Below are 19,224 nucleotides of genomic sequence, written 5' to 3'. Positions count from 1 at the left end.
TCACATCTTCAAACGATCACGGGGGTGGCACATGTTCGGTTCCACGGTGCGCGGCACGGCGGTGGCCGCGGTGTTCCTGGCGGGGTTCGCGGTCTCCTGCGACGCGGAACCGGCCACGCCTGCCGCCGCACCCGCGGCCTCCTCCGCGGCAGCCGCGGAGTCCGCGACCGCGGCGCCGTCCGCGTCCTCGCCGCCGGGCTCGTCGACTCCGGGCCCGGCGGCGCCCGCGGCGAGCGGCGGACCGGGCGCCTCCGCCCTCCCCGGCTCCCCGCCGGAGAAGGTCCGGGACGCCTTCGCCGGACTTCAGGCGACGCTGGACGGCTCGTGCACGCCTTCCGAATGCGCCTATTTCCTCGGGCGCGTCTACGACGAACTGCACGGCCTGGACGCGGCGATGAAGGCGGACCCGAAGGGCCCCGGGCACTTCCCCGAACCGATCGCGCTGATCGCGAAGCTCGACGCGGAGCTCGGCGGCGACCGGAGCTTCAAGAACCTCAAGGCGCACCAGACCCTGCTGATCGGCACCCGCGACAAGATCAACACCTGGATGCAGGGCCACCCGGACGACTACCGCTGACCCGGACGGCCGGGGCGGTCCCACTCCGCGAGAAGCCCGCCCGCGTGATCATCGAGGCTGCGATGCTGGGCCGCATGACCACCACCGATCCCGACACCGCCGACGACGCCTCCGGCCCGGCCGGGGGCACCGAGCCGTCGGACGCGGTCGCGTCGCCGAGGGTCCGCCGCCTGGAATGGGGCCTGATGGAGATCGAAGGCCTCGCTCCCGGCAAGGACTTCGTCCTGTATCCGGGCGGCGGCCACCTGTGGAACTGGGCCACGCACGGCACCCGCCACTCCCCCGGGATCCAGCCCGGGGACGTCCGCGAGCTGCTGGAGCGCGGCGCGGCGGTCGTCGTCCTCGGCCTCGGCATGGAGGAGCGGCTCGGGATCGCACCGCCGACCCTGGAGCTGCTCCGGCAGGCGGGCGTGGAAGTGCACATGAAGGAGACCCGGGCGGCCGCCGCGCTGTACAACACCCTGGCGGCCGCGGGCCGGCCCGTGGGCGGCCTCTTCCACTCGACCTGCTGACCCCCGGTACTCCTAGAGGCTGCCGCGGGCGGTCACGACGAAGGCGTCGATCAGCTCCCGGGTCGCGTCCCGCCGGGTGGCGAGCCCGGGAAGGTCCTGCGCGCGGTCTATCGCACCGACCGCGGTGAAGGCGTCGGCCGCGGCGGCGCCGAGACCGGTGTCGTCGGTGATCAGCTGGAGCCGGAACAGGGCCTGCTGCGCGCTGGAGCGGGTCTCGAACGAACGCCCGCGCAGGGCGACTTCGTCCTCGGCGTCGCGGCCCTGGTGCACGCAGAACCAGTGGTGCAGCATGGCCTGGCGGAACTCCACGAGCAGGCCCGCGTACGCGCCGTAGGCGTCGAGGCGTTCCTGACGGCGCTGCGCATCGAGGGCGTTGCGCTCCGTGCGCCGCGCGGAGCGCTGCTGGAACGCATGCGTCACCACCGAGCCGAGCAGCGTACCGAGCACGGCGACGAGGCTGGTGATCATGGCGGTCATGGGGCCATGCAAGCAGACCCTCCCCGGTGCCCGCTGCCGCATTCCGCATTCCCGGCCCCCGGCTTCACCGCCGGGTTCGCGGCGCTGGACCCGCCGCCCTAGCCGAGCGTGGCCGCGTACCTGGTCTGGGAGGTGTACTTCCATGTCGGGCCCGTGTTCCAGGGGTTGGGCATGACCGTGTCGGTGGCGTAGGCGTAGCCCGCGCCCCGGTCGAAGGCCGTGCGGAGGGTGGCGCGCATCGCCGTGTCGTCGGGGACGTCGTGGACCAGGTGCCAGAAGGCCGTTCCGCTCGGGTCGAGTTCGGTGCCGGGCCGGTAGCCGGAGTCGTGGTCGAAGACGTTGCCCCCGAGCCAGCCGGCTCCGGTGTACGCGGCGTAGGTGTCCTCGTAGGTGACGAAGACGTCCGCGGTGCGCCGGCCGGGCTCCAGGTAGCAGTCGGCTATCGCGGTGCCGGGGTTGTTGACGACGAGGTCGGGAGCGGCGGGGTCCACGGCGTTCATGGTGTCCTGGACGTAGCGGCGCAGCTCGGCGTAGTGGTCGCGGGTGGCGTCGGCGGGGCCGCAGTCGCGGCTGACGACGTCGAAGAAGATGCCGTCGACGTGGAGGCGGCCGTCAGCGGTCTTGAGGTAGTTGTCGACGGAGGCCTTGACGGCGGCGATGTCGCGGTTGCCGTGGTCGGTGTGGACGTAACCGAGCACCTTGGTCCGCTCGCCGGTGGAGGTGGTTCGGGCGCGGAGCGCGTCGGCGCGGGCCCGCCAGGGGGCGCCGAAGGGGGCGTCTCCGTTGCCGGGGTTCAGTACGACCACGGAGGGGGCAGGACCGGTGGCGGTGAGGTCGGTCAGCATGCGGTCGTTCGCCATCACGTACGCGGGGACGCCGATCTCCAGGCCCCGTACGCCGGGCATCCGGGGGGTGGGGGGCGGGTCGGGCGCCGGGGCGGCGGCCGGAGCGGGCCCGGTGGGCGCTTCGCGCGGCGGCGTGCCGGCGGACGGCGCCGGCGCGGCCAGTAAGACGGTGGCCAGGACGGCGTACAAGGCCTTCTCGGCGCGAGGCATGAACGTTTCCTCCTCCGGTGGAGGCGGGGCGGGGGACCCGAGGAACACTAGACGGACGGCCCGTCGTTCAAGGCTGGACCTCCCGTATTGGTATGAGGAACAGACGAGCGAGCCATCGCCCCATCATGTGAATTCCCGGAGGGACGCACCCCGCCCCCGCCCTCCTGTCATACGGCGGGCAGACCGACCCCGTGCGCCAACTGCCCCGCCGCGTGCGTGAAGAAGGCGGACCGTTCCTCGACGACGCCCTTGAACTGGCCGAACAGTTCGAAGGAGACGAGCCCGGCCAGCTGCGCCCAGGCAGCGACGAGGGCGGCGACGACCGCCGGGGGCAGGCCTTCGGCGAAGTCGGCGGCCATCCGGCCGGCTTCGGGGCCGAGGGCGGGCGGCAGCGGCGGGAGGGCGAGGCCGCGCCCCTCGTAGGCGGCGCGGACGACGCCGATGAGGACGTTGCCGACCCGGGAGGCGGGGCCGATGGTGTCGGCGGGGGCGCTGTAGCCGGGGACGGGGGAGCCGTAGACGAGGGCGTACTCGTGCGGGTGCTCCAGCGCCCACGTGCGGACGGCCTCGCAGGCGGCGATCCAGCGGTCGCGGGGCGCGGCGCCGGCGGCGAGGGCCCGGGCGTCGGCCTCCTCGGCGGCGGCGCCGAGGCTGTCGTACGCGTCGATGATGAGCGCGGTCAGCAGCTCGTCGCGGCTCGGGAAGTAGCGGTAGAGGGCGGAGGAGACCATGCCGAGCTCGCGGGCGACGGCGCGCAGGGAGAGCTTCGCGGCGCCCTCGGCCGCGAGCCTGCGGCGCGCCTCGTCCTTGATGGCGGCGGTGACCTCGATGCGGGCCCGTTCCCTGGCCCCTCGCACGGTGTTCATGCGGGCCAGTGTGCCACGCGGGCGGAGCACTGCCCATGAAACAGACTGCCGCTCTATTTCGAGAGCACTGCTCTTGCTTTGGTGCACCGATCCGATGCACACTGGATCGAGCGAGAGCAGTGCTCTCCCGATACAGACGACGGCAACGCAGAAGACGGCCCGGAGGTCCTCGTGAACGCGCCCACCCCGTACTACGTCCAGGCCGGCCCGCTCGTCACCCGCTTCAACTCGCTCTTCGGCAAGCTGGCCCGCGCCGGCATCAGCCTGGCCGGCAGCGCCGAGCTCTCGGTGCGCGGTCGCACCTCCGGCAAGATGCAGCGCATCCCGGTCAATCCGCACACGTACGAGGGTGCCGAGTACCTCGTCTCGGCGCGCGGCCACTCCCAGTGGGTGCGCAACATGCGGGTCGCGGGCGGCGGCGAGCTGCGCGTGGGACGCAAGGTGCGCGCGTTCACCGTCGACGAGATCACCGACCCGGTCGAGAAGGCCGCGATCCTGCGCGCCTACCTGGAGAAGTGGGGCTGGGAGGTCAACCAGTTCTTCCGGGGCGTCGACGCGAAGGCCTCCGACACGGAGATCCAGGCGATCGCCGGCGACCACCCCGTGTTCCGGATCGTCCCGGCGTCGAGCTGACACCGCCCCGACCCGGCGGCGGCGCCGGATCGGGGTGGTCGAGCGGACCCGCCGGACCCGCTCCCCGTGGAGCCCGGGCCCGGCGTCGTCCGGGTCCTCCCGCGCGGCTCGCCGCCGCGGCAGGCCCTACGCCCCGTCCCCGGCGCCGTTGCGGGCGGCCGCCGCCTGCCGCGCGTCCAGCACGTGCAGCGCCTTGCGCGCCAGCGGGTACGTGCGCACCATGTCGGCCAGGGTCGTCGCGCCCCGCGTGATGCGGGCGAAGGCCCGCCAGGCCGGACGGAACCCGGTGATCGCCGCGTGCAGCAGCCCCGGCCGGGCCTCGAAGACGGTCAGCATCCGCTTGCCGACCCCCATCTCCACACCCAGCCCGGCCTTCACCGCGAAGGCGTAGTTGAGGGCCTGGCGGCGCGCGTCCACCGCGTCCTGCGCTTCGGCGATCTTCACCGCCCACTCCCCCGCGAGCCGCCCCGAGCGCAGCGCGAAGGAGATGCCCTCCCGCGTCCACGGCTCCAGCAGTCCGGCCGCGTCGCCCGCGACCAGGACCCGGCCGCGGGAGAGCGGCGAATCGGGCTTGCGACACCGGGTCAGGTGCCCGGAGGAGACGGCCGGTTCGAAGCCGGCGAGTCCGAGCCGGGCGATGAAGTCGTCCAGGTACCGCTTGGTCGCGGCTCCTTCGCCCTTGGCCGAGATCACCCCGACCGTGAGGGTGTCGCCCTTGGGGAAGACCCAGCCGTAACTGCCGGGCAGCGGGCCCCAGTCGATCAGCACCCGCCCCTTCCAGTCCTCCGCCACCGTCGCTGGGACGGGGATCTCCGCCTCCAGGCCGAGGTCCACCTGGTCCATCTCGACACCCACGTGCGCGCCGATCCGGCTCGCGCTGCCGTCCGCGCCGACCACCGCGCGCGCCAGGACGGTCTCCCCGCCGGCCAGCACCACGGCCACGGTCCGCCGGTCGGGCACGGCCGCGCCGTGCTGTTCCACGCGGGTCACGGCGGTGCCCGTACGGACGGTGGCGCCGGCCTTCTCCGCCTCCGCGACCAGGCCGGCGTCGAACTCGGGCCGGTTGATGAGCCCGAAGAGCATGTGCTTCGAGCGCCGGGTGCGGGTCAGCTTGCCGTCCATCGAGAAGGTGACCGCGTGGATGCGGTCCTTGAGGGGCAGGACGAAGCCCGGCGGGAGCGCGTCGCGCGAGGGGCCGATGATGCCGCCTCCGCACGTCTTGTACCGGGGCAGTTCGGCCTTCTCCAGCAGCAGGACGCGGCGCCCCGCCGTGGCCGCCGCGTGCGCGGCCGAGGAACCGGCCGGCCCGGCTCCGACCACGACCACGTCCCACACTTCGCCGGATCCCCCGGCCACCTCGTCGCCCGCCCCCTGCTCGGCCGGGCCCGCGCCCGTGCCCACGCCTGCGTCTGCGTCGGCACCCATGCCTTCGCCTGCATCCGCACCTGCGTCGCGTACGTCGTCGTCGCTGCTCACGATGTGTTGCTGCTCCTGATCACCCGGTTGCTCCGATGCCGGGGAAATCCTACGGCGAGACACCGCCCCACCCTCGCTGTGCGAGGATCAAGACTGTCTTTTGCCGTACCCGGCATACGCACGCCCCGCACATGCGCGGGGTCGCGTACACGGATACAACGTCGCACCCAAAAGGAGCGTGCCCATGTCCCAGAATCCGATCGCCGAGACCATCGCCTCGCTGATGCCCCGCGCCAAGCAGGAGCTGACCGAGCTGGTGGCCTTCCAGTCGGTGGCGGACTGGGCGCAATTCCCGCAGAGCGAGAGCGAGGCCGCGGCGAACTGGGTGGCCGACGCCCTGCGCGCCGAGGGCTTCCAGGACGTGGCACTGCTCGACACCCCCGACGGCACCCAGTCGGTGTACGGCTTCCTGCCCGGCCCCGAGGGCGCGCCGACCGTCCTGCTCTACGCGCACTACGACGTGCAGCCGCCGCTGGACGACGACGCCTGGATCTCCCCGGCCTTCGAGCTGACCGAGCGCGACGGCCGCTGGTACGGGCGCGGTGCGGCCGACTGCAAGGGCGGGTTCATCATGCACCTGCTGGCGCTGCGCGCGCTGAAGGCCAACGGCGGTGTGCCGGTCAGCGTGAAGGTCATCGTCGAGGGCTCCGAGGAGCAGGGCACGGGCGGCCTCCAGCAGTACGCGGAGGCGCACCCGGAGCTGCTGGCCGCCGACACCATCGTCATCGGCGACGCCGGCAACTTCCGTCTCGGCCTGCCCACCGTGACCGCCACCCTGCGCGGCATGTGCCTGCTGAAGCTCAAGATCGACACTCTGGGCGGCAACCTGCACTCCGGCGTGTTCGGCGGTGCCGCGCCCGACGCGCTGGCCGCGCTGATCCGCGTACTCGACTCGCTGCGCGCCGCGGACGGTTCGACGACCGTGGACGGGCTCGCGTCGGACGCGGTGTGGGAAGGCCTGCAGTACCCGGAGGCGGACTTCCGCTCCGACGCGAAGGTCCTGGACGGGGTCGAGCTGATCGGCGAGGGCACCATCGCCGACCGGCTGTGGGCGCGTCCGGCCGTCACCGTGCTCGGCATCGACTGCCCGCCGGTGGTCGGCGCCACGCCGTCGGTGCACGCGAGCGCGGGCGCGCTGATCAGCCTGCGCGTGCCGCCGGGCGTGGACACCGGCCAGGCCGTCAAGCTGCTGCAGGCCCACCTGGAGGCGCACACGCCGTGGAAGGCGCGCCTCGAACTGGAGGTCGTCGGCCAGGGCCAGCCTTTCCGGGCGGACACCGACAGCCCGGCGTACGCGTCGATGCGCACTGCCCTGGAGGCCGCCTACCCGGGCCAGGAGATGCAGATCACCGGCATGGGCGGGTCGATCCCGCTGTGCAACACGCTGACGTCGCTCTACCCGCAGGCGGAGATGCTGCTGATCGGGCTGAGCGAGCCGGAGGCGCAGATCCACGCGGTCAACGAGAGCGTGTCGCCCGAGGAGCTGGAGCGCCTGTCGGTGGCCGAGGCCCTGTTCCTCGTCGGCTACGCGGAGTCCAAGCGCGCCTGACCCGGGCCGGCGCCGGCCGCTCCGTTTACGCCCAGGGCGCAGTGCGCCCTGGGCGTACTGCGCTCACGGTGAAGTCACGCGCCCGGGGCGGCGGGCCGTCCGTACGTTCACCGTATGGATCTTGTCGAAGTACTCCCGAACCGGCTCCACATGCTCCGCTTCCCCATCGGCCAGGCCTACCTCTGGCAGGACGGCGAAGCCCTCACCCTCGTCGACGCGGGCAACGTCGAATCCGCCGCGGAGATCGAAGGGGCGATACGTTCCCTCGGGCTGCTGCCCGAGCGGCTGGAGCGGATCGTCCTCACGCACTGCCACCGCGACCACGTGGGCGCGGCCGGTGAACTCGCCGCCCGCTGGGGGGCACGGGTGCTCGCGCACCGGCTGGACGCGCCGGTGATCCGGGGCGAGCGGCCCGTCCCCGAACCGGTGCTCCTGGACTGGGAGATCCCGCTGTACGCGCACGGCCTGACCGTCCCCGAGGCCCCGCCCACCCGGGTCGACCGGGAGCTGGAGGACGGGAACGCGCTGGGCTTCGGGGACGGGGCGTACGTCGTCCACGCCCCGGGCCACACGGACGGCAGCATCGGCATCCATCTCCCGCAGCACGGCGTGCTGTTCACGGGGGACTGCATCGCCGCCGTCGGCCCGCTGATGCTGGGCGTCTTCAACGTCGACCGCGGCCGGGCGGTCGCGTCCTTCCGGCGGCTGGCCGCACTCGCACCGTCGGTCGCCTGCTTCGGCCACGGCGACCCCCTGGTGGTGGACACCGCTCCCGCCCTGGCCAAGGCCGCCGCCGAAACGCCCGCCTGACCTCGCGGGCGAGCAAGCCGAGCCCCGAAAAGAAGGGATCCGCTTCAGCCGGTGGGGACGCCCGCCTCCAGGTAGAGGGGGCGGGCGCGTTCGCGGGCGCGCAGGGCCCAGCGCAGGCGTTCGTACCGGTGCTGCGGCAGCAGTTCGGCTGCCTCGGCCTCCGTCACGAAGCGCCAGGCCCGCAGCTCGGGGCCGGGCAGCCGGAGGCGGGCCGCTGCCTCTTCGGTGAGGCGGCCGCCGTCGAAGAGCAGGCGCAGCCCTCCGTAGCCGGGGTGCAGCGGGCGTTCCCAGTCGACCACGAGGAGCCCCGGCATCCGGTCCAGTACGAGGCCGAGTTCCTCCGCGACCTCCCGTACGCCGGCGCAGGCGGGCGCCTCGCCCGCTTCGACGACGCCCCCCGGGAACTCCCAGCCCGCCTTGTACGTCGGGTCCACGAGCAGCACCCGGTCCTGCTCGTCGAAGAGCAGTACCCCGGCCGCCACCGTCTCCCGCGTGGGCTCCGGGGTCTGCACGATGTCGCAGATCCGGGCGGTCTCCGAGCGGACGGCTTCGGCGATCCGCTCGGCGGTCTCCCGTACGGTCAGGAGCCCGTTGTCGATGACGTGCGCGTCGCCGGTGAGCCAGCCGAGGGCCTCCTGGTAGGCGGGGATGTGGTCGTAGGCCCACTGTCGGACGCGCACGTCCACGTCCTCGGGCGCCCCGGGCTCCGTACGGGTCGCGATCCGCTCCCGAAGGATCGTTTCCGCAGGGGCGAGCAGCACGTGCCGCACCGGGATCCGCCGCGCCGCCAGCCCGCCGAAGATCTCGTCCCGGTACTCCTGGCGCAGCAGCGTCATCGGGACGACGAGCACCCCGCCCACCTCGGCGAGCATCGCCGCGGCCGTGTCCACGACCAGCCGCCGCCAACTCGGCAGGTCCTGGTAGTCGGCGACCTCGGCCAGCCGTTCGGGCGGCAGCAGCACCCGCAGCGCGTCGCCGATGAACTCCGGGTCGAACAGGGTGCTGTCCGGGAGGATTCCGGTCAGTTCACGGGCCGTGCTGGTCTTCCCGGCGCTGAACGTGCCGTTGATCCAGACAATCACGTCTACCCCTCTCCCCATGGCTCGTCCGGAGCCCCCAGTGGCCTGCCCGCCCCACCCTGCCACGAAAACCTCACTATCGGCCGAGTGCTTATCCTCAAGGTCACGAGCCCGCACGCTCGCCCGAGTACTAGGGAGGATTCACGACCGTGCCCCACAACCACCGCCCGTCCGACCCCCGCTACGGCAACCGGCCGACCATGAAGGACGTGGCGGCCCGGGCGGGGGTCGGCCTGAAGACGGTGTCCCGGGTGGTCAACGGCGAGCCGGGTGTCACCCCCGAGACGGAGAAGCGGGTCCAGGAGGCCATCGAGGCCCTGGGTTTCCGCCGCAACGACAGCGCGCGGGTGCTGCGCAAGGGCCGTACGGCCACCGTCGGCCTGGTCCTGGAGGACCTCGCCGACCCCTTCTACGGTCCGCTGAACCGGGCGGTGGAGGAGGTGGCCCGCGCGCACGGGGCCCTGCTCATCAACGGCTCCAGCGCGCAGGACCCGGACCGGGAGCGGGAGTTGGCGCTCGCGCTGTGCGCCCGCCGGGTGGACGGCCTGATCGTGATCCCGGCCGGGAACGACCACCGCTACCTGGAGCCGGAGATGCGGGCGGGCGTGGCCACGGTGTTCGTGGACCGGCCGGCCGGCGGGATCGACGCCGACGTGGTGTTGTCGGACAACTTCGGCGGGGCCCGCGGCGGTGTCGCGCACCTGATCGCGGGCGGCCACCGCCGGGTCGGCTTCATCGGGGACCACCCCCGCATCCACACGGCGACGGAACGTCTGCGCGGCTACCGCGCGGCCATGGCGGAGGCGGGCCTCCCCGTGGCCGGATCCTGGGTCTCGCTCGGCTCGACGGAGCCCGGCCGGGTCGCGGCGGCGGCACGGTCGATGCTCGCGGGCCCGGAGCCGGTGACCGCCGTCTTCGCCGGCAACAACCGCGTGACGGTCACGGTGGTACGCGTCCTGGCCTCCCTGGAACGCCCGGTGGCCCTGGTGGGCTTCGACGACTTCGAGCTGGCGGACCTGCTGCGCCCGGGCGTCACGGTGGTCGCCCAGGACCCGGCGGCACTGGGCCGGGTGGCCACGGACCGCCTCTTCCAACGCCTGTCGGGCACCAACCTCCCCCCGACCCGCACCGAACTCCCCACCCGCCTCATCCCCCGCGGCTCGGGCGAACTCCCGCCGACGGGCTGACCCACCGGATGGGCCCGCGCCGTCCGGGCACCGACACGGCGGCGGCCCGGCCCCGGTGGAACGGGGTCGGGCCGCCGCCGTGCGATCGGGTCAGGCGGTGGCCGTCAGGGTGGCCGAGCGGCGCGGGATGGCGAAGGCGTCGAGTTCGGCGCGGGTCAGGCCGGTCAGGGCGGTGACCTCGTCGGCGCCCACCGCGCCGCAGTCGAGGCCGCGGACCAGGTAGCCGGCCAGGGCCTTGGCGGTCGCGGGCTCGTCCATCACGTCGCCCTCGATCTTGGCCACGTACGCCTTCAGGCGTGCGGCGGCGGCCTCCAGACCCTCGCGGTAGAAGGTGAAGACGGCGGCGTAACGGGTCGGCAGGTGCGCCGGGTGCATGTCCCAGCCCTGGTAGTAGGCGCGGGCCAGGGCGCGGCGGGTCAGGCCGTAGTGGAGCTTCCAGCCCTCGTGGACCTTCTCGGTGGTGCCGATCGGCAGCACATTGGTGGAGCCGTCCGAGACGCGTACGCCGGTGCCGGCGGCCGCGACCTGCATGATCGCCTTCGCGTGGTCGGCGGCGGGGTGGTCGCTGGCCTGGTACGCGGCGGAGACGCCGACGCAGGCGCTGTAGTCGAAGGTGCCGTAGTGCAGGCCGGTCGCGCGGCCCTTGGAGGCCTCGATCATCCGGGCGACGGTGGCGGTGCCGTCGGAGGCCAGGATGGACTGGCTGGTCTCGATCTGGATCTCGAAGCCGATCCGGCCCGGGCGCAGGCCGCGGGTGGTCTCGAAGGCCTCCAGCAGCTTGACGAAGGCGCTGACCTGCTCGGCGTAGGTGACCTTCGGGAGCGTCAGGACCAGGCCCTCGGGCAGGCCGCCGTGCTCCAGCAGACCGGAGAGGAAGATGTCGGTGGTGCGGATGCCGCGGTCGCGGACGTTGGATTCCATGCACTTCATGCGGATGCCCATGTACGGCGCGTTGGTGCCGTTGGAGAAGGCTTCCGAGACGAGGCGGGCGGCGCGGGCCGCGGCCTGGTCCTCCTCCTCGTCGGAGCGGACGCCGAAGCCGTCCTCGAAGTCGACGCGGAGGTCCTCGACGGGCTCGCGCCGGAGCTTGGCCCGGACGCGGTCGTAGACCGGTACGGCCAGCTCGTCGGAGATGCCGAGGACCTTGGCGAAGGTGGCGGCGTCCGGGGCGTGCTCGTCGAGCGCGGCCAGGGCCTGGTCGCCCCAGGAGCGGATGGTGTCGGCGGCGAAGACGTCACCGGGCACGTAGACCGTGTGGATGGGCTGCCGGGTGCCGGGGTCGCCCGGGTAGTGGCGCGCGAGCTCCGCGTCCACCGGCGCGAGGGAGGCGCTGATGCCCTCGCTGACCGCGCCTGCGAGGCTCGTCGCCACCTTCTCCTGCTGACCCATCGTGCACTCTCCTCTTTTCCGCTTCACGGAAGCTTAGATCCGCATAGCAGAATTTAGTCACGGGGTTCCGCTCCGTCAATGGTCCCTCGGCCGTCCCGGGCAAACGACTCGGGGCCGCGCGGTGAGAATCACCACACGGCCCCGAAGAAGCAATGCTACGAAGAGAAGCGCAGGTCAGGCGGTCAGCCCTTGCGCGCCTTGATCTCCTCGGTCAGCTGCGGGACGACCGCGAAGAGGTCGCCGACCACGCCGTAGTCGACGAGGTCGAAGATCGGGGCCTCGGAGTCCTTGTTGATGGCCACGATGGTCTTCGAGGTCTGCATGCCGGCCCGGTGCTGGATCGCGCCGGAGATGCCGGAGGCGATGTAGAGCTGCGGGGAGACCGACTTGCCGGTCTGGCCGACCTGGTTGGTGTGCGGGTACCAGCCGGCGTCGACGGCGGCGCGCGAGGCGCCGACGGCCGCGCCGAGGGAGTCCGCGAGCTCCTCGATGATGCCGAAGTTCTCGGCACCGTTGACGCCACGGCCGCCGGAGACGACGATCGCGGCCTCGGTCAGCTCGGGACGGCCGGTCGACTCGCGCGGGGTGCGGCCGGTGACCTTGGTGCCGGTGGCCAGGGCGCCGAAGGTGACGGCCAGCGCCTCGACGGCGCCGGCGGCCGGAGCGGCCTCGACCGGGGCCGAGTTCGGCTTCACGGTGATGACCGGGGTGCCCTTGGAGACGCGGGACTTGGTGGTGAACGACGCGGCGAAGGCCGACTGCGTCGCGACCGGACCCTCGTCACCCGCCTCCAGGTCGACGGCGTCGGTGATGATGCCGGAGCCGATGCGCACGGCCAGGCGGGCGGCGATCTCCTTGCCCTCGGCGGAGGACGGGACGAGCACGGCGGCCGGGGACACGGCCTCGTACGCGGCCTGGAGCGCGTCCACCTTCGGCACCACGAGGTACTCGGTGAACTCGGGGGCGTCGGCAGTGAGGACCTTGACCGCGCCGTGCTCGGCGAGCACCGCGGCGGTGGCGTCGGCACCGGCGCCCAGGGCGACGGCGACGGGCTCGCCGATGCGGCGGGCCAGCGTCAGCAGCTCGAGGGTGGGCTTGCGGACGGCGCCGTCCACGTGGTCGACGTAGACGAGAACTTCAGCCATGGGACTGCTCTCCTGCGATTGCGAAGTGTCTGGGGGCTACTGAGGGGTGGCCGAAGTTCTTAGATGAACTTCTGGCCGGCCAGGAACTCGGCCAGCTGCTTGCCGCCCTCGCCCTCGTCCTTGACGATCGTGCCGGCAGTGCGGGCCGGGCGCTGCGCCGCGGAGTCGACCGCGGTCCAGGAGCCTTCCAGACCGACCTCGTCGGCCTCGATCTCCAGGTCCTCCAGGTCCCAGGACTCGACCGGCTTCTTCTTCGCGGCCATGATGCCCTTGAAGGACGGGTAGCGGGCCTCGCCCGACTGGTCCGTCACCGAGACGAGCGCGGGGAGGGAGGCCGCCAGCTGCTCGCTGGCGGTGTCGCCGTCACGGCGGCCGGTCACGGTGCCGTCCTCGACCTTGACCTCGGAGAGCAGGGTGGCCTGCGGGACGCCCAGGCGCTCGGCCAGGATCGCCGGGAGGACGCCCATGGTGCCGTCGGTCGACGCCATGCCCGTGATGACCAGGTCGTAGCCGGCCTTCTCGATGGCCTTGGCGAGCACCAGCGAGGTGCCCATGACGTCCGTGCCGTGCAGGTCGTCGTCCTCGACGTGGATGGCCTTGTCGGCGCCCATCGACAGCGCCTTGCGCAGCGCGTCCTTGGCGTCCTCGGGGCCCACCGTCAGAACGGTGATCTCGACGTCGTCGTCCGAGTTCTCGGAGATCTGCAGCGCCTGCTCGACGGCGTACTCGTCGAGCTCCGACAGCAGGCCGTCGACGTCGTCACGGTTGACGGTCAAGTCCTCGGTGAACTGCCGGTCGCCAGTGGCGTCGGGCACGTACTTCACACAGACAACGATCCTCAGGCTCACGCCGGCTCTCCTACCGCATCGTCTTTTCGTGTACCGCCTTATGCAGGCAGCATAGGCGCCTTGTCGGGCGGATCCCGATCGGGGCGGCCCGCGCCCCGAAGGGAATGTTACTCGTCAGTACACCGTGGGTCCCACCAAGTCGCAAGGTCGGCGAACTGTGATCTGCCCAACGCGGCCCGGCCCGCCCCAGCAGGGACGATTCAGTCGCGCAGCGCGTTGAAGCGCCCCTGGTGGTACAGCAGCGGACGGCCTTCTCCGGCCGGATCCCCCACGACCGCCTGGGCGATGATCACACGGTGCTCCCCGGCGGGCACCCTCGCCACCACCCGGCAGACCAGCCACGCCAGTACGCCGTCCAGCACCGGAATCCCGTGCGGGCCGACGGCCCAGCCGGTGTCCGGCCCGAAACGGTCGGCTCCGCTCCGCGCGAACAGGCCGGCCAGCTCCCGCTGGTGCTCGCCGAGTATGTGGACGCCGAGGAACTCGCTGTCGCGCACCGCGGGCCAGCTGGAGGCCCCGGTGCCGATCGTGAAGGACAGCAGCGGCGGATCGGCGGAGACGGAGTTCAGCGAGGTGGCGGTGAAGCCCACCGGCCGGCCGCCGTCCTGGGCGGTGATCACGGCGACCCCGGCGGCGTGCTGCCGGAAGACGGAGCGCAGGAGGTCGGGCGAGCCGGGACGGCCGGCACCGGAAAGAGGGGAAGCGGCCGTCGGGACCGTCGGGGCCGTCGGAGCACTCATCAGGGTTCTGCCTTCTGCCGCAGGACACGCGGGCACAGTCGGGATCAGGGACGGGGCGTTCAGTGATCCGGACAGCGCGCGCTCGCGTGGCGGACGAGGTCCACATGGAACCGTCCGTAGAGCAGGAGTTCATACCGCATACCGTCAGCCTGGCGATCTCCCGTGGACCCAGTCAAGCGGGATCGGGCAGATGTCAGGCGCGTCACGCGGTGTGCGGGCGTAAGCACCGGCGCGTCCGGTCCCCCGGACCCGGGCCCGCCCCCGCCTTCGGTCGCACCCCTCGTCATACGGCGGCGCCGAGCGCGGCTATCACGTCGACCTTGCGCGGCATGCCGGCCGCCCGCCGCACGATGCGGCCCGTGGCGTCCAGTACGAGCACGGTCGGGGTCTTCTCGATCCCCAGGGCCCGCACCAGGTCGAGCCGCTCCTCGGCGTCGATCTCGACGTGCGCGACGCCCTCGACCATCGCCGCGACCTCGGCGAGGATCCGCCGCGTGGCCCGGCAGGGCTGGCAGAAGGCGCTGGAGAACTGCACCAGGCTGGCCCGGCGCCCCGGCTCCGCACCCAGCTCCGCGGCGCCCAGGCGCGCCGGCCCGCCGCCGGTCCGGTCGTCGAACCCGTCGTCCCGCCCGTCTTCCCGCCCGAGCACCCGCACTCCCGTCACACCATCGCCTTCGTCTACGCACATGATCGTCGTACGCTCGTACGTGGATGGGACACCCGGCGGGCCCACGGCATTCCCGGCGTGACGAGAATCTCCCCGGGCACGGGCGTCTGGACTGGCCAGCGGCCCTCGTTTGGGGCACCATCCCCAATGGTCGCGTACCTACGCTTCCGTAACTTCCGGCCGGGAGCACCTCCCCAGGCAGAAAGCGGGTCTCCCCATGGCTGAGCTCGTCTACCCTCCGGTGATCGGCGCCGCGCACGGGCTGTTCCGCGCGCTCGACATCCGCATCGACATGAAGGGCACCGAGAACATCCCCCGCAAGGGCGGTGCGGTCCTGGTGTCGAACCACATCGGATACCTCGACTTCATCTTCGCCGGCCTGACGGCGCGGCCGCAGAAGCGCCTGGTGCGCTTCATGGCGAAGGAGTCGGTGTTCCGGCACAAGGTGTCCGGCCCGCTGATGCGCGCGATGAAGCACATCCCGGTGGACCGCAAGCAGGGTGAGACGGCGTACCAGCACGCGCTGGAGTCGCTGCGTTCCGGTGAGATCATCGGTGTCTTCCCCGAGGCGACGATCTCCCAGTCCTTCACCCTGAAGAGCTTCAAGTCGGGTGCGGCCCGCATGGCGCAGGAGGCCGGCGTCCCGCTGATCCCGGTGGCGCTGTGGGGCACGCAGCGGCTGTGGACCAAGGGCCGTCCGAAGAACCTCAAGCGCAGCCACATCCCCGTGACGATGCGGGTGGGCGAGCCGATCGAGGCTCCCACCGACCAGTACGCCGGGGCGATCACGCGGCGGCTGCGCGAGCGTGTGCAGGAGCTGCTGGACGCGGCCCAGCGCGCCTACCCGGAGAAGCCGCGGGGCGCCGAGGACTCCTGGTGGCTGCCGGCCCACCTGGGCGGTACGGCGCCGACCGCGGCCCAGGTGCGCGAAGCGGGCTGAGCCCCTCCCCGCAGCATGGTGCGGCTCCGCCCCCGAAGGGGAGCGGAGCCACGGCTCAGCCGGGATGGGTCCGGCCGTCCTCCGTGGTGGTGCGGGGCGGACCGCAAGGGGCGGTGATGCACTGCCACTCCGGGTCCTTCGGGACGTGCACCCCGTCGTCGGAGCCGCCCTTGCCCGGGCGCTTCTTGCCCCACTTGTCACCCTTCTTCCACGTGCCGTCGCTCCCCTTGCCCGACCGGTCCTTATCGGGGCCGATCTTGATGCGGCCGTCGCCGCTGGGCGAGGTCCACAGCAGGGTGGAGTCACCGCTCCGGTCACCGCTCCCGCCGTCCGTCAGGACCGCGTGCGGGGCGGCCGGGGTGGCGGCGAATGCGGTCGTCGGCACCACCACGGCTCCGGCGGCCAGGGCGCCCGCGGCCGCGAACAGGACCAGGCGGCGCGTTCGAAAGGGGTGGGTCATGGCGGTTCTCCTCCGGCGAGAGAGCGGAATGGACATCTCCAGTACGCCCCGCCCCTCGCCGCCCGTCACGCCCCTGCATCTCGTGGCTTGACAGCCCGTCGTGGCGTACCCGCTCGCCGCCCTCTGCTCGTACGAGGCCTTCCAGGGGCTGCCGGACGGCCTGCACCTGCGTACGGGTACGCACGGGGCCTTCCGGTTCGAGGGGTTCCGGTAGCCGGTAGGTAGGTAAGTAGCCATGCATATGCCAAGCCGACCAAGAGGTCTGACAAGAAGGTTTCCCATCAGCCCCTAGAGCTCGGTCGGCAGCCTCCGCCACAGCTCCTGCCGGTCGGCGGATTCGCGGAGGGCCGTGAGCACGGCCGGGTGCGGGGCCGCGTGCAGCCCGGGGTAGTCGGCCTCGCCCAGCTCCGGCCGGACGGGGAAGGCCAGGCGCTCTTCGGCGAGATCGAACCGCGCGTCCACCCCGGGCTTGTTGCCGCGCGGGTCGAGCCGGCTCCAGCGGTCCCCGCCGGGCAGGCGCAGGGCGATCAGTCCGTGGACGAGGGGGTTCGAGCCGTCGTCGTCGGCGAGGCGCTGGTAGCACAGCCCGGCCGGGATCCCCTGGGCGCGCAGCAGGGCGACGAGGGCGTGGGACTTGGCGTGGCAGATGCCGTTGCGCGTGTCCAGTACGTCGGAGGCGCGCCAGGAGACCCGCGGGTCCCCGGAGTCGGCCGAGTGCGGGACGGTGTCGCGAACGAACTCGAATGCCGCTTCGGCGTATGAGTATGCATCGCCGGTGGTGGACCAGAGGGCGTCCGCGGTTTCCTGCACGAGGGGATGCCAGTGGTCTATGGCTTCGTCCGAGGCCAAGTACGCGAAGACGTCAGGGTTTTGCCGGATCAGCTGCATGGTCCGGAGCATAGGCTTGCCACCCACCATTGATCAATAGATTTACGATGGGTGGCATAGCTATGCAATTGCGTGGGGAGGTCGACCGACTAGCGGGCGAGCTCCTCCTTGAGGGCCTGGAGGAAGCCGTCCACGTCCTCCTCCTGGGTGTCGAAGCCGCACATCCAGCGGACGTCGCCCGCGGCCTCGTCCCAGAAGTAGAAGCGGTAACGCTTCTGCAGGCGCCGCGACACCTCGTGCGGCAGCCGTGCGAACACCGCGTTCGCCTGCACCGGGTAGAGGATCTCCACGCCGTCGGTCTCGCGGACACCGGCGGCCAGCCGCTGCGCCATGTCGTTGGCGTGGCGGGCGTTGCGCAGCCACAGGTCCTTGGCGAGCAGCGCTTCCAGCTGCACCGACACGAAGCGCATCTTCGACGCGAGCTGCATCGACATCTTGCGGATGTGCTTCATCTGCCGGACCGCGTCCGGGTTGAGCACGACGATGGCCTCGCCGAACATCATGCCGTTCTTGGTGCCGCCGTAGGACAGCACGTCGACGCCGACCGTGTTCGTGAAGGTGCGCATCGGCACGTCGAGCGAGGCCGCCGCGTTGGCTATCCGGGCGCCGTCGAGGTGGACCTTCATGCCGAGCCCGTGGGCGTGGTCGCAGATGGCCTTGATCTCGTCCGGCGTGTAGACCGTGCCGAGCTCGGTGTTCTGGGTGATCGAGACGACCTGCGGCATCGCGCGGTGCTCGTCCTCGAAGCCCCAGGCCTCCTGGTCGATCAGCTCGGGCGTGAGCTTGCCGTCCGGGGTGGGCACGGCGAGCAGCTTGAGCCCGGCCATCCGCTCCGGCGCGCCGCCCTCGTCCACGTTGATGTGGGCGCTCTTGGCGCAGATCACGGCGCCCCAGCGGTCGGTCATCGCCTGGAGGGCGGTGACGTTCGCGCCGGTGCCGTTGAAGACCGGGAAGGCCTCCGCGTACGGGCCGAAGTGGCTGCGGATGATCTTCTGCAGGTATTCGGTGTACTCGTCCTCGCCGTAGGAGATCTGGTGACCTTCGTTGGCGAGGGCGAGGGCCTCCAGGATCTCCGGATGGACCCCCGCGTAGTTGTCGCTGGCGAAGCCGCGCACTGCCGGATCGTGGTGCCGGCGGGCATCGGTCTTCACGGTTGCGGAGTGAGCCACAGACGCTGTCCGTTCACATCGATGGCGGGCCGCTCCCACACGCCGGCGATGGCCTCGGCCAGCTCCTTCACGTCGGTGAAGCCCGCGAACTTCGCATTGGGACGCTCGGCGCGCATCGCGTCGTGCACCAGTGCCTTGATGACCAGGATCGCAGCTGCCGCGCCGGGACCCTCGTCACCCCCCGCCTTGCGGAAGGAGTCCGCCATGGCGAGGGTCCAGGCCTCGGCGGCCGCCTTGCCCGCGTTGTACGCGGCGTTGTTCGCGACCGGCTTGTGCGCGCCGGACTGGCTCACCAGGACGTAGCGCCCGCGGTCGCTGCGCAGCAGCCCGTCGTGGAAGGCCAGCGAGGTGTGCTGGACCGTGCGGATGAGGAGCTTCTCCAGGAAGGCCCAGTCGGCGAGGTCGACGTCGGTGAACGTCTTGCTGCCGCGCCAGCCGCCGACGAGGTGGACCAGCCCGTCGATCCGCCCGAACTCCTTCTCGGTGTGCTCGGCCCAGGCCTTGGTGGCGTCCAGGTCGAGCAGGTCCACGGTGTCACCGGTGATGGTGGCGCCGCCGTGGGCGTAGCGTGCCGCGTCCACGGCTTCCGCGAGCCGCGCCGGATCGGCGTCGGACGCGACGACCACCGCACCCGCCTCGGCGAGGCGGAGCAGGGCGGCGCGGCCGGCGGGCCCGCCGGCCCCGGCCACCGCCACCACCGCTCCGTGCAGCTTTCCGTTGCCGTTCCCGGAGCCGTTCATCTGTGCAGCCTCCTGAG

Annotated in this window: 21 protein-coding genes; 7 read left to right on the top strand and 14 right to left on the bottom strand. The window is 72.2% G+C overall.

Features of this window, described 5'->3' with window-relative positions; all coding sequences use genetic code 11:
- The first annotated feature begins 31 nt into the window (after positions 1 to 31).
- A complete protein-coding gene (locus OHA91_RS33140) occupies positions 32 to 577 on the top strand; it encodes a hypothetical protein (protein WP_328740570.1) in 546 nt (181 codons plus the stop codon).
- Between the two features lie 44 nt (positions 578 to 621).
- The gene (locus OHA91_RS33135) at positions 622 to 1,089 is read left to right on the top strand and encodes an Mth938-like domain-containing protein (RefSeq protein WP_245240265.1); all 468 of its coding nucleotides are present in this window, start codon (positions 622 to 624) and stop codon (positions 1,087 to 1,089) included.
- 12 nt (positions 1,090 to 1,101) lie between these two features.
- On the opposite strand, the gene OHA91_RS33130 is transcribed toward OHA91_RS33135, so the two are convergent.
- From OHA91_RS33130 to OHA91_RS33120, 3 genes are all read right to left on the bottom strand, one after another.
- Positions 1,102 to 1,566 carry a hypothetical protein gene (locus OHA91_RS33130; protein WP_031156839.1) on the bottom strand — a complete coding sequence of 155 codons (465 nt, stop codon included), beginning with the start codon at positions 1,564 to 1,566 and terminating at the stop codon, positions 1,102 to 1,104.
- A gap of 98 nt (positions 1,567 to 1,664) precedes the next feature.
- A complete protein-coding gene (locus OHA91_RS33125; protein ID WP_328740569.1) occupies positions 1,665 to 2,621 on the bottom strand; it encodes a spherulation-specific family 4 protein in 957 nt (318 codons plus the stop codon).
- Between the two features lie 167 nt (positions 2,622 to 2,788).
- Entirely contained in the window at positions 2,789 to 3,487 is a 699-nt protein-coding gene (locus tag OHA91_RS33120; protein ID WP_031156835.1) for a TetR/AcrR family transcriptional regulator, read from the bottom strand.
- A 171-nt stretch (positions 3,488 to 3,658) separates the two neighbouring features.
- On the opposite strand from OHA91_RS33120, the gene OHA91_RS33115 reads away from it, so the two are divergent.
- Complete coding sequence (locus tag OHA91_RS33115) at positions 3,659 to 4,120, top strand: nitroreductase/quinone reductase family protein (protein ID WP_031156832.1); 462 nt, start codon at positions 3,659 to 3,661, stop codon at positions 4,118 to 4,120.
- 126 nt (positions 4,121 to 4,246) lie between these two features.
- On the opposite strand, the gene OHA91_RS33110 is transcribed toward OHA91_RS33115, so the two are convergent.
- Positions 4,247 to 5,455, bottom strand: a complete 1,209-nt coding sequence (locus OHA91_RS33110) for a geranylgeranyl reductase family protein (protein WP_051893831.1) — start codon at positions 5,453 to 5,455, stop codon at positions 4,247 to 4,249.
- A 325-nt stretch (positions 5,456 to 5,780) separates the two neighbouring features.
- Here OHA91_RS33110 and OHA91_RS33105 point away from each other — a divergent pair, with 325 nt between their 5' ends.
- Positions 5,781 to 7,145: a dipeptidase gene (locus tag OHA91_RS33105; RefSeq protein ID WP_031156827.1), complete on the top strand. Its 1,365-nt coding sequence runs from the start codon at positions 5,781 to 5,783 to the stop codon at positions 7,143 to 7,145.
- Between the two features lie 114 nt (positions 7,146 to 7,259).
- Positions 7,260 to 7,955, top strand: coding sequence for an MBL fold metallo-hydrolase (locus tag OHA91_RS33100; RefSeq protein WP_328740568.1), 696 nt, complete (start codon positions 7,260 to 7,262; stop codon positions 7,953 to 7,955).
- Between the two features lie 44 nt (positions 7,956 to 7,999).
- Here OHA91_RS33100 and OHA91_RS33095 read toward each other — a convergent pair whose 3' ends face one another.
- Positions 8,000 to 9,037 (bottom strand): NUDIX hydrolase, encoded by a 1,038-nt coding sequence (locus OHA91_RS33095; RefSeq protein ID WP_031156822.1) that lies wholly within the window; start codon positions 9,035 to 9,037, stop codon positions 8,000 to 8,002.
- 197 nt (positions 9,038 to 9,234) lie between these two features.
- Here OHA91_RS33095 and OHA91_RS33090 point away from each other — a divergent pair, with 197 nt between their 5' ends.
- Positions 9,235 to 10,221 (top strand): LacI family DNA-binding transcriptional regulator, encoded by a 987-nt coding sequence (locus OHA91_RS33090; protein ID WP_245240289.1) that lies wholly within the window; start codon positions 9,235 to 9,237, stop codon positions 10,219 to 10,221.
- Positions 10,222 to 10,311: 90 nt separating this feature from the next.
- On the opposite strand, the gene OHA91_RS33085 is transcribed toward OHA91_RS33090, so the two are convergent.
- The 5 genes from OHA91_RS33085 to OHA91_RS33065 form a co-directional block, all read right to left on the bottom strand.
- Complete coding sequence (locus tag OHA91_RS33085) at positions 10,312 to 11,610, bottom strand: DUF6986 family protein (protein WP_031156818.1); 1,299 nt, start codon at positions 11,608 to 11,610, stop codon at positions 10,312 to 10,314.
- 182 nt (positions 11,611 to 11,792) lie between these two features.
- Entirely contained in the window at positions 11,793 to 12,755 is a 963-nt protein-coding gene (locus tag OHA91_RS33080; RefSeq protein WP_031156816.1) for an electron transfer flavoprotein subunit alpha/FixB family protein, read from the bottom strand.
- 59 nt (positions 12,756 to 12,814) lie between these two features.
- A complete protein-coding gene (locus OHA91_RS33075) occupies positions 12,815 to 13,603 on the bottom strand; it encodes an electron transfer flavoprotein subunit beta/FixA family protein (protein WP_031156814.1) in 789 nt (262 codons plus the stop codon).
- Positions 13,604 to 13,803: 200 nt separating this feature from the next.
- Positions 13,804 to 14,343, bottom strand: coding sequence for a flavin reductase family protein (locus OHA91_RS33070; RefSeq protein ID WP_266503699.1), 540 nt, complete (start codon positions 14,341 to 14,343; stop codon positions 13,804 to 13,806).
- A 283-nt stretch (positions 14,344 to 14,626) separates the two neighbouring features.
- The gene (locus OHA91_RS33065) at positions 14,627 to 14,926 is read right to left on the bottom strand and encodes a TlpA family protein disulfide reductase (protein WP_266504308.1); all 300 of its coding nucleotides are present in this window, start codon (positions 14,924 to 14,926) and stop codon (positions 14,627 to 14,629) included.
- A gap of 301 nt (positions 14,927 to 15,227) precedes the next feature.
- Between OHA91_RS33065 and OHA91_RS33060 the strand changes: the two genes are divergently transcribed.
- The gene (locus OHA91_RS33060) at positions 15,228 to 15,950 is read left to right on the top strand and encodes a lysophospholipid acyltransferase family protein (protein ID WP_053632438.1); all 723 of its coding nucleotides are present in this window, start codon (positions 15,228 to 15,230) and stop codon (positions 15,948 to 15,950) included.
- Between the two features lie 55 nt (positions 15,951 to 16,005).
- Here the strand turns inward: OHA91_RS33060 and OHA91_RS33055 are convergent, their stop codons facing one another.
- From OHA91_RS33055 to OHA91_RS33040, 4 genes are all read right to left on the bottom strand, one after another.
- Positions 16,006 to 16,410, bottom strand: coding sequence for a hypothetical protein (locus OHA91_RS33055; RefSeq protein ID WP_266503694.1), 405 nt, complete (start codon positions 16,408 to 16,410; stop codon positions 16,006 to 16,008).
- Between the two features lie 288 nt (positions 16,411 to 16,698).
- On the bottom strand, positions 16,699 to 17,298 hold the full coding sequence (locus tag OHA91_RS33050; RefSeq protein ID WP_031156805.1) for a transglutaminase-like domain-containing protein: 600 nt from the start codon (positions 17,296 to 17,298) through the stop codon (positions 16,699 to 16,701).
- Positions 17,299 to 17,387: 89 nt separating this feature from the next.
- Positions 17,388 to 18,449 carry a threonine aldolase family protein gene (locus OHA91_RS33045; protein WP_031156804.1) on the bottom strand — a complete coding sequence of 354 codons (1,062 nt, stop codon included), beginning with the start codon at positions 18,447 to 18,449 and terminating at the stop codon, positions 17,388 to 17,390.
- Complete coding sequence (locus OHA91_RS33040; protein WP_031156803.1) at positions 18,446 to 19,207, bottom strand: SDR family NAD(P)-dependent oxidoreductase; 762 nt, start codon at positions 19,205 to 19,207, stop codon at positions 18,446 to 18,448. The genes OHA91_RS33045 and OHA91_RS33040 overlap by 4 nt, the downstream gene beginning before the upstream one ends.
- Between the last annotated feature and the right edge of the window lie 17 nt (positions 19,208 to 19,224).

It is taken from the genome of Streptomyces erythrochromogenes (assembly GCF_036170895.1).
Classification (GTDB): domain Bacteria; phylum Actinomycetota; class Actinomycetes; order Streptomycetales; family Streptomycetaceae; genus Streptomyces; species Streptomyces erythrochromogenes.
The sequence above is the reverse complement of the archived record's forward strand: the minus strand, read 5'-3'. Positions and strand labels throughout refer to the sequence as shown.

Coding starts and splice junctions, on each gene's coding strand:
- OHA91_RS33085 (WP_031156818.1), bottom strand. CDS start 11,610: ATGGGTCAGCAGGAGAAGGTGGCGACGAGCCTCGCAGGCGCGGTCAGC.
- OHA91_RS33055 (WP_266503694.1), bottom strand. CDS start 16,410: ATGACCCACCCCTTTCGAACGCGCCGCCTGGTCCTGTTCGCGGCCGCG.
- OHA91_RS33100 (WP_328740568.1), top strand. CDS start 7,260: ATGGATCTTGTCGAAGTACTCCCGAACCGGCTCCACATGCTCCGCTTC.
- OHA91_RS33080 (WP_031156816.1), bottom strand. CDS start 12,755: ATGGCTGAAGTTCTCGTCTACGTCGACCACGTGGACGGCGCCGTCCGC.
- OHA91_RS33140 (WP_328740570.1), top strand. CDS start 32: ATGTTCGGTTCCACGGTGCGCGGCACGGCGGTGGCCGCGGTGTTCCTG.
- OHA91_RS33090 (WP_245240289.1), top strand. CDS start 9,235: ATGAAGGACGTGGCGGCCCGGGCGGGGGTCGGCCTGAAGACGGTGTCC.
- OHA91_RS33105 (WP_031156827.1), top strand. CDS start 5,781: ATGTCCCAGAATCCGATCGCCGAGACCATCGCCTCGCTGATGCCCCGC.
- OHA91_RS33050 (WP_031156805.1), bottom strand. CDS start 17,298: ATGCAGCTGATCCGGCAAAACCCTGACGTCTTCGCGTACTTGGCCTCG.
- OHA91_RS33070 (WP_266503699.1), bottom strand. CDS start 14,343: ATGAGTGCTCCGACGGCCCCGACGGTCCCGACGGCCGCTTCCCCTCTT.
- OHA91_RS33040 (WP_031156803.1), bottom strand. CDS start 19,207: ATGAACGGCTCCGGGAACGGCAACGGAAAGCTGCACGGAGCGGTGGTG.
- OHA91_RS33130 (WP_031156839.1), bottom strand. CDS start 1,566: ATGACCGCCATGATCACCAGCCTCGTCGCCGTGCTCGGTACGCTGCTC.
- OHA91_RS33060 (WP_053632438.1), top strand. CDS start 15,228: ATGGCTGAGCTCGTCTACCCTCCGGTGATCGGCGCCGCGCACGGGCTG.
- OHA91_RS33125 (WP_328740569.1), bottom strand. CDS start 2,621: ATGCCTCGCGCCGAGAAGGCCTTGTACGCCGTCCTGGCCACCGTCTTA.
- OHA91_RS33120 (WP_031156835.1), bottom strand. CDS start 3,487: ATGAACACCGTGCGAGGGGCCAGGGAACGGGCCCGCATCGAGGTCACC.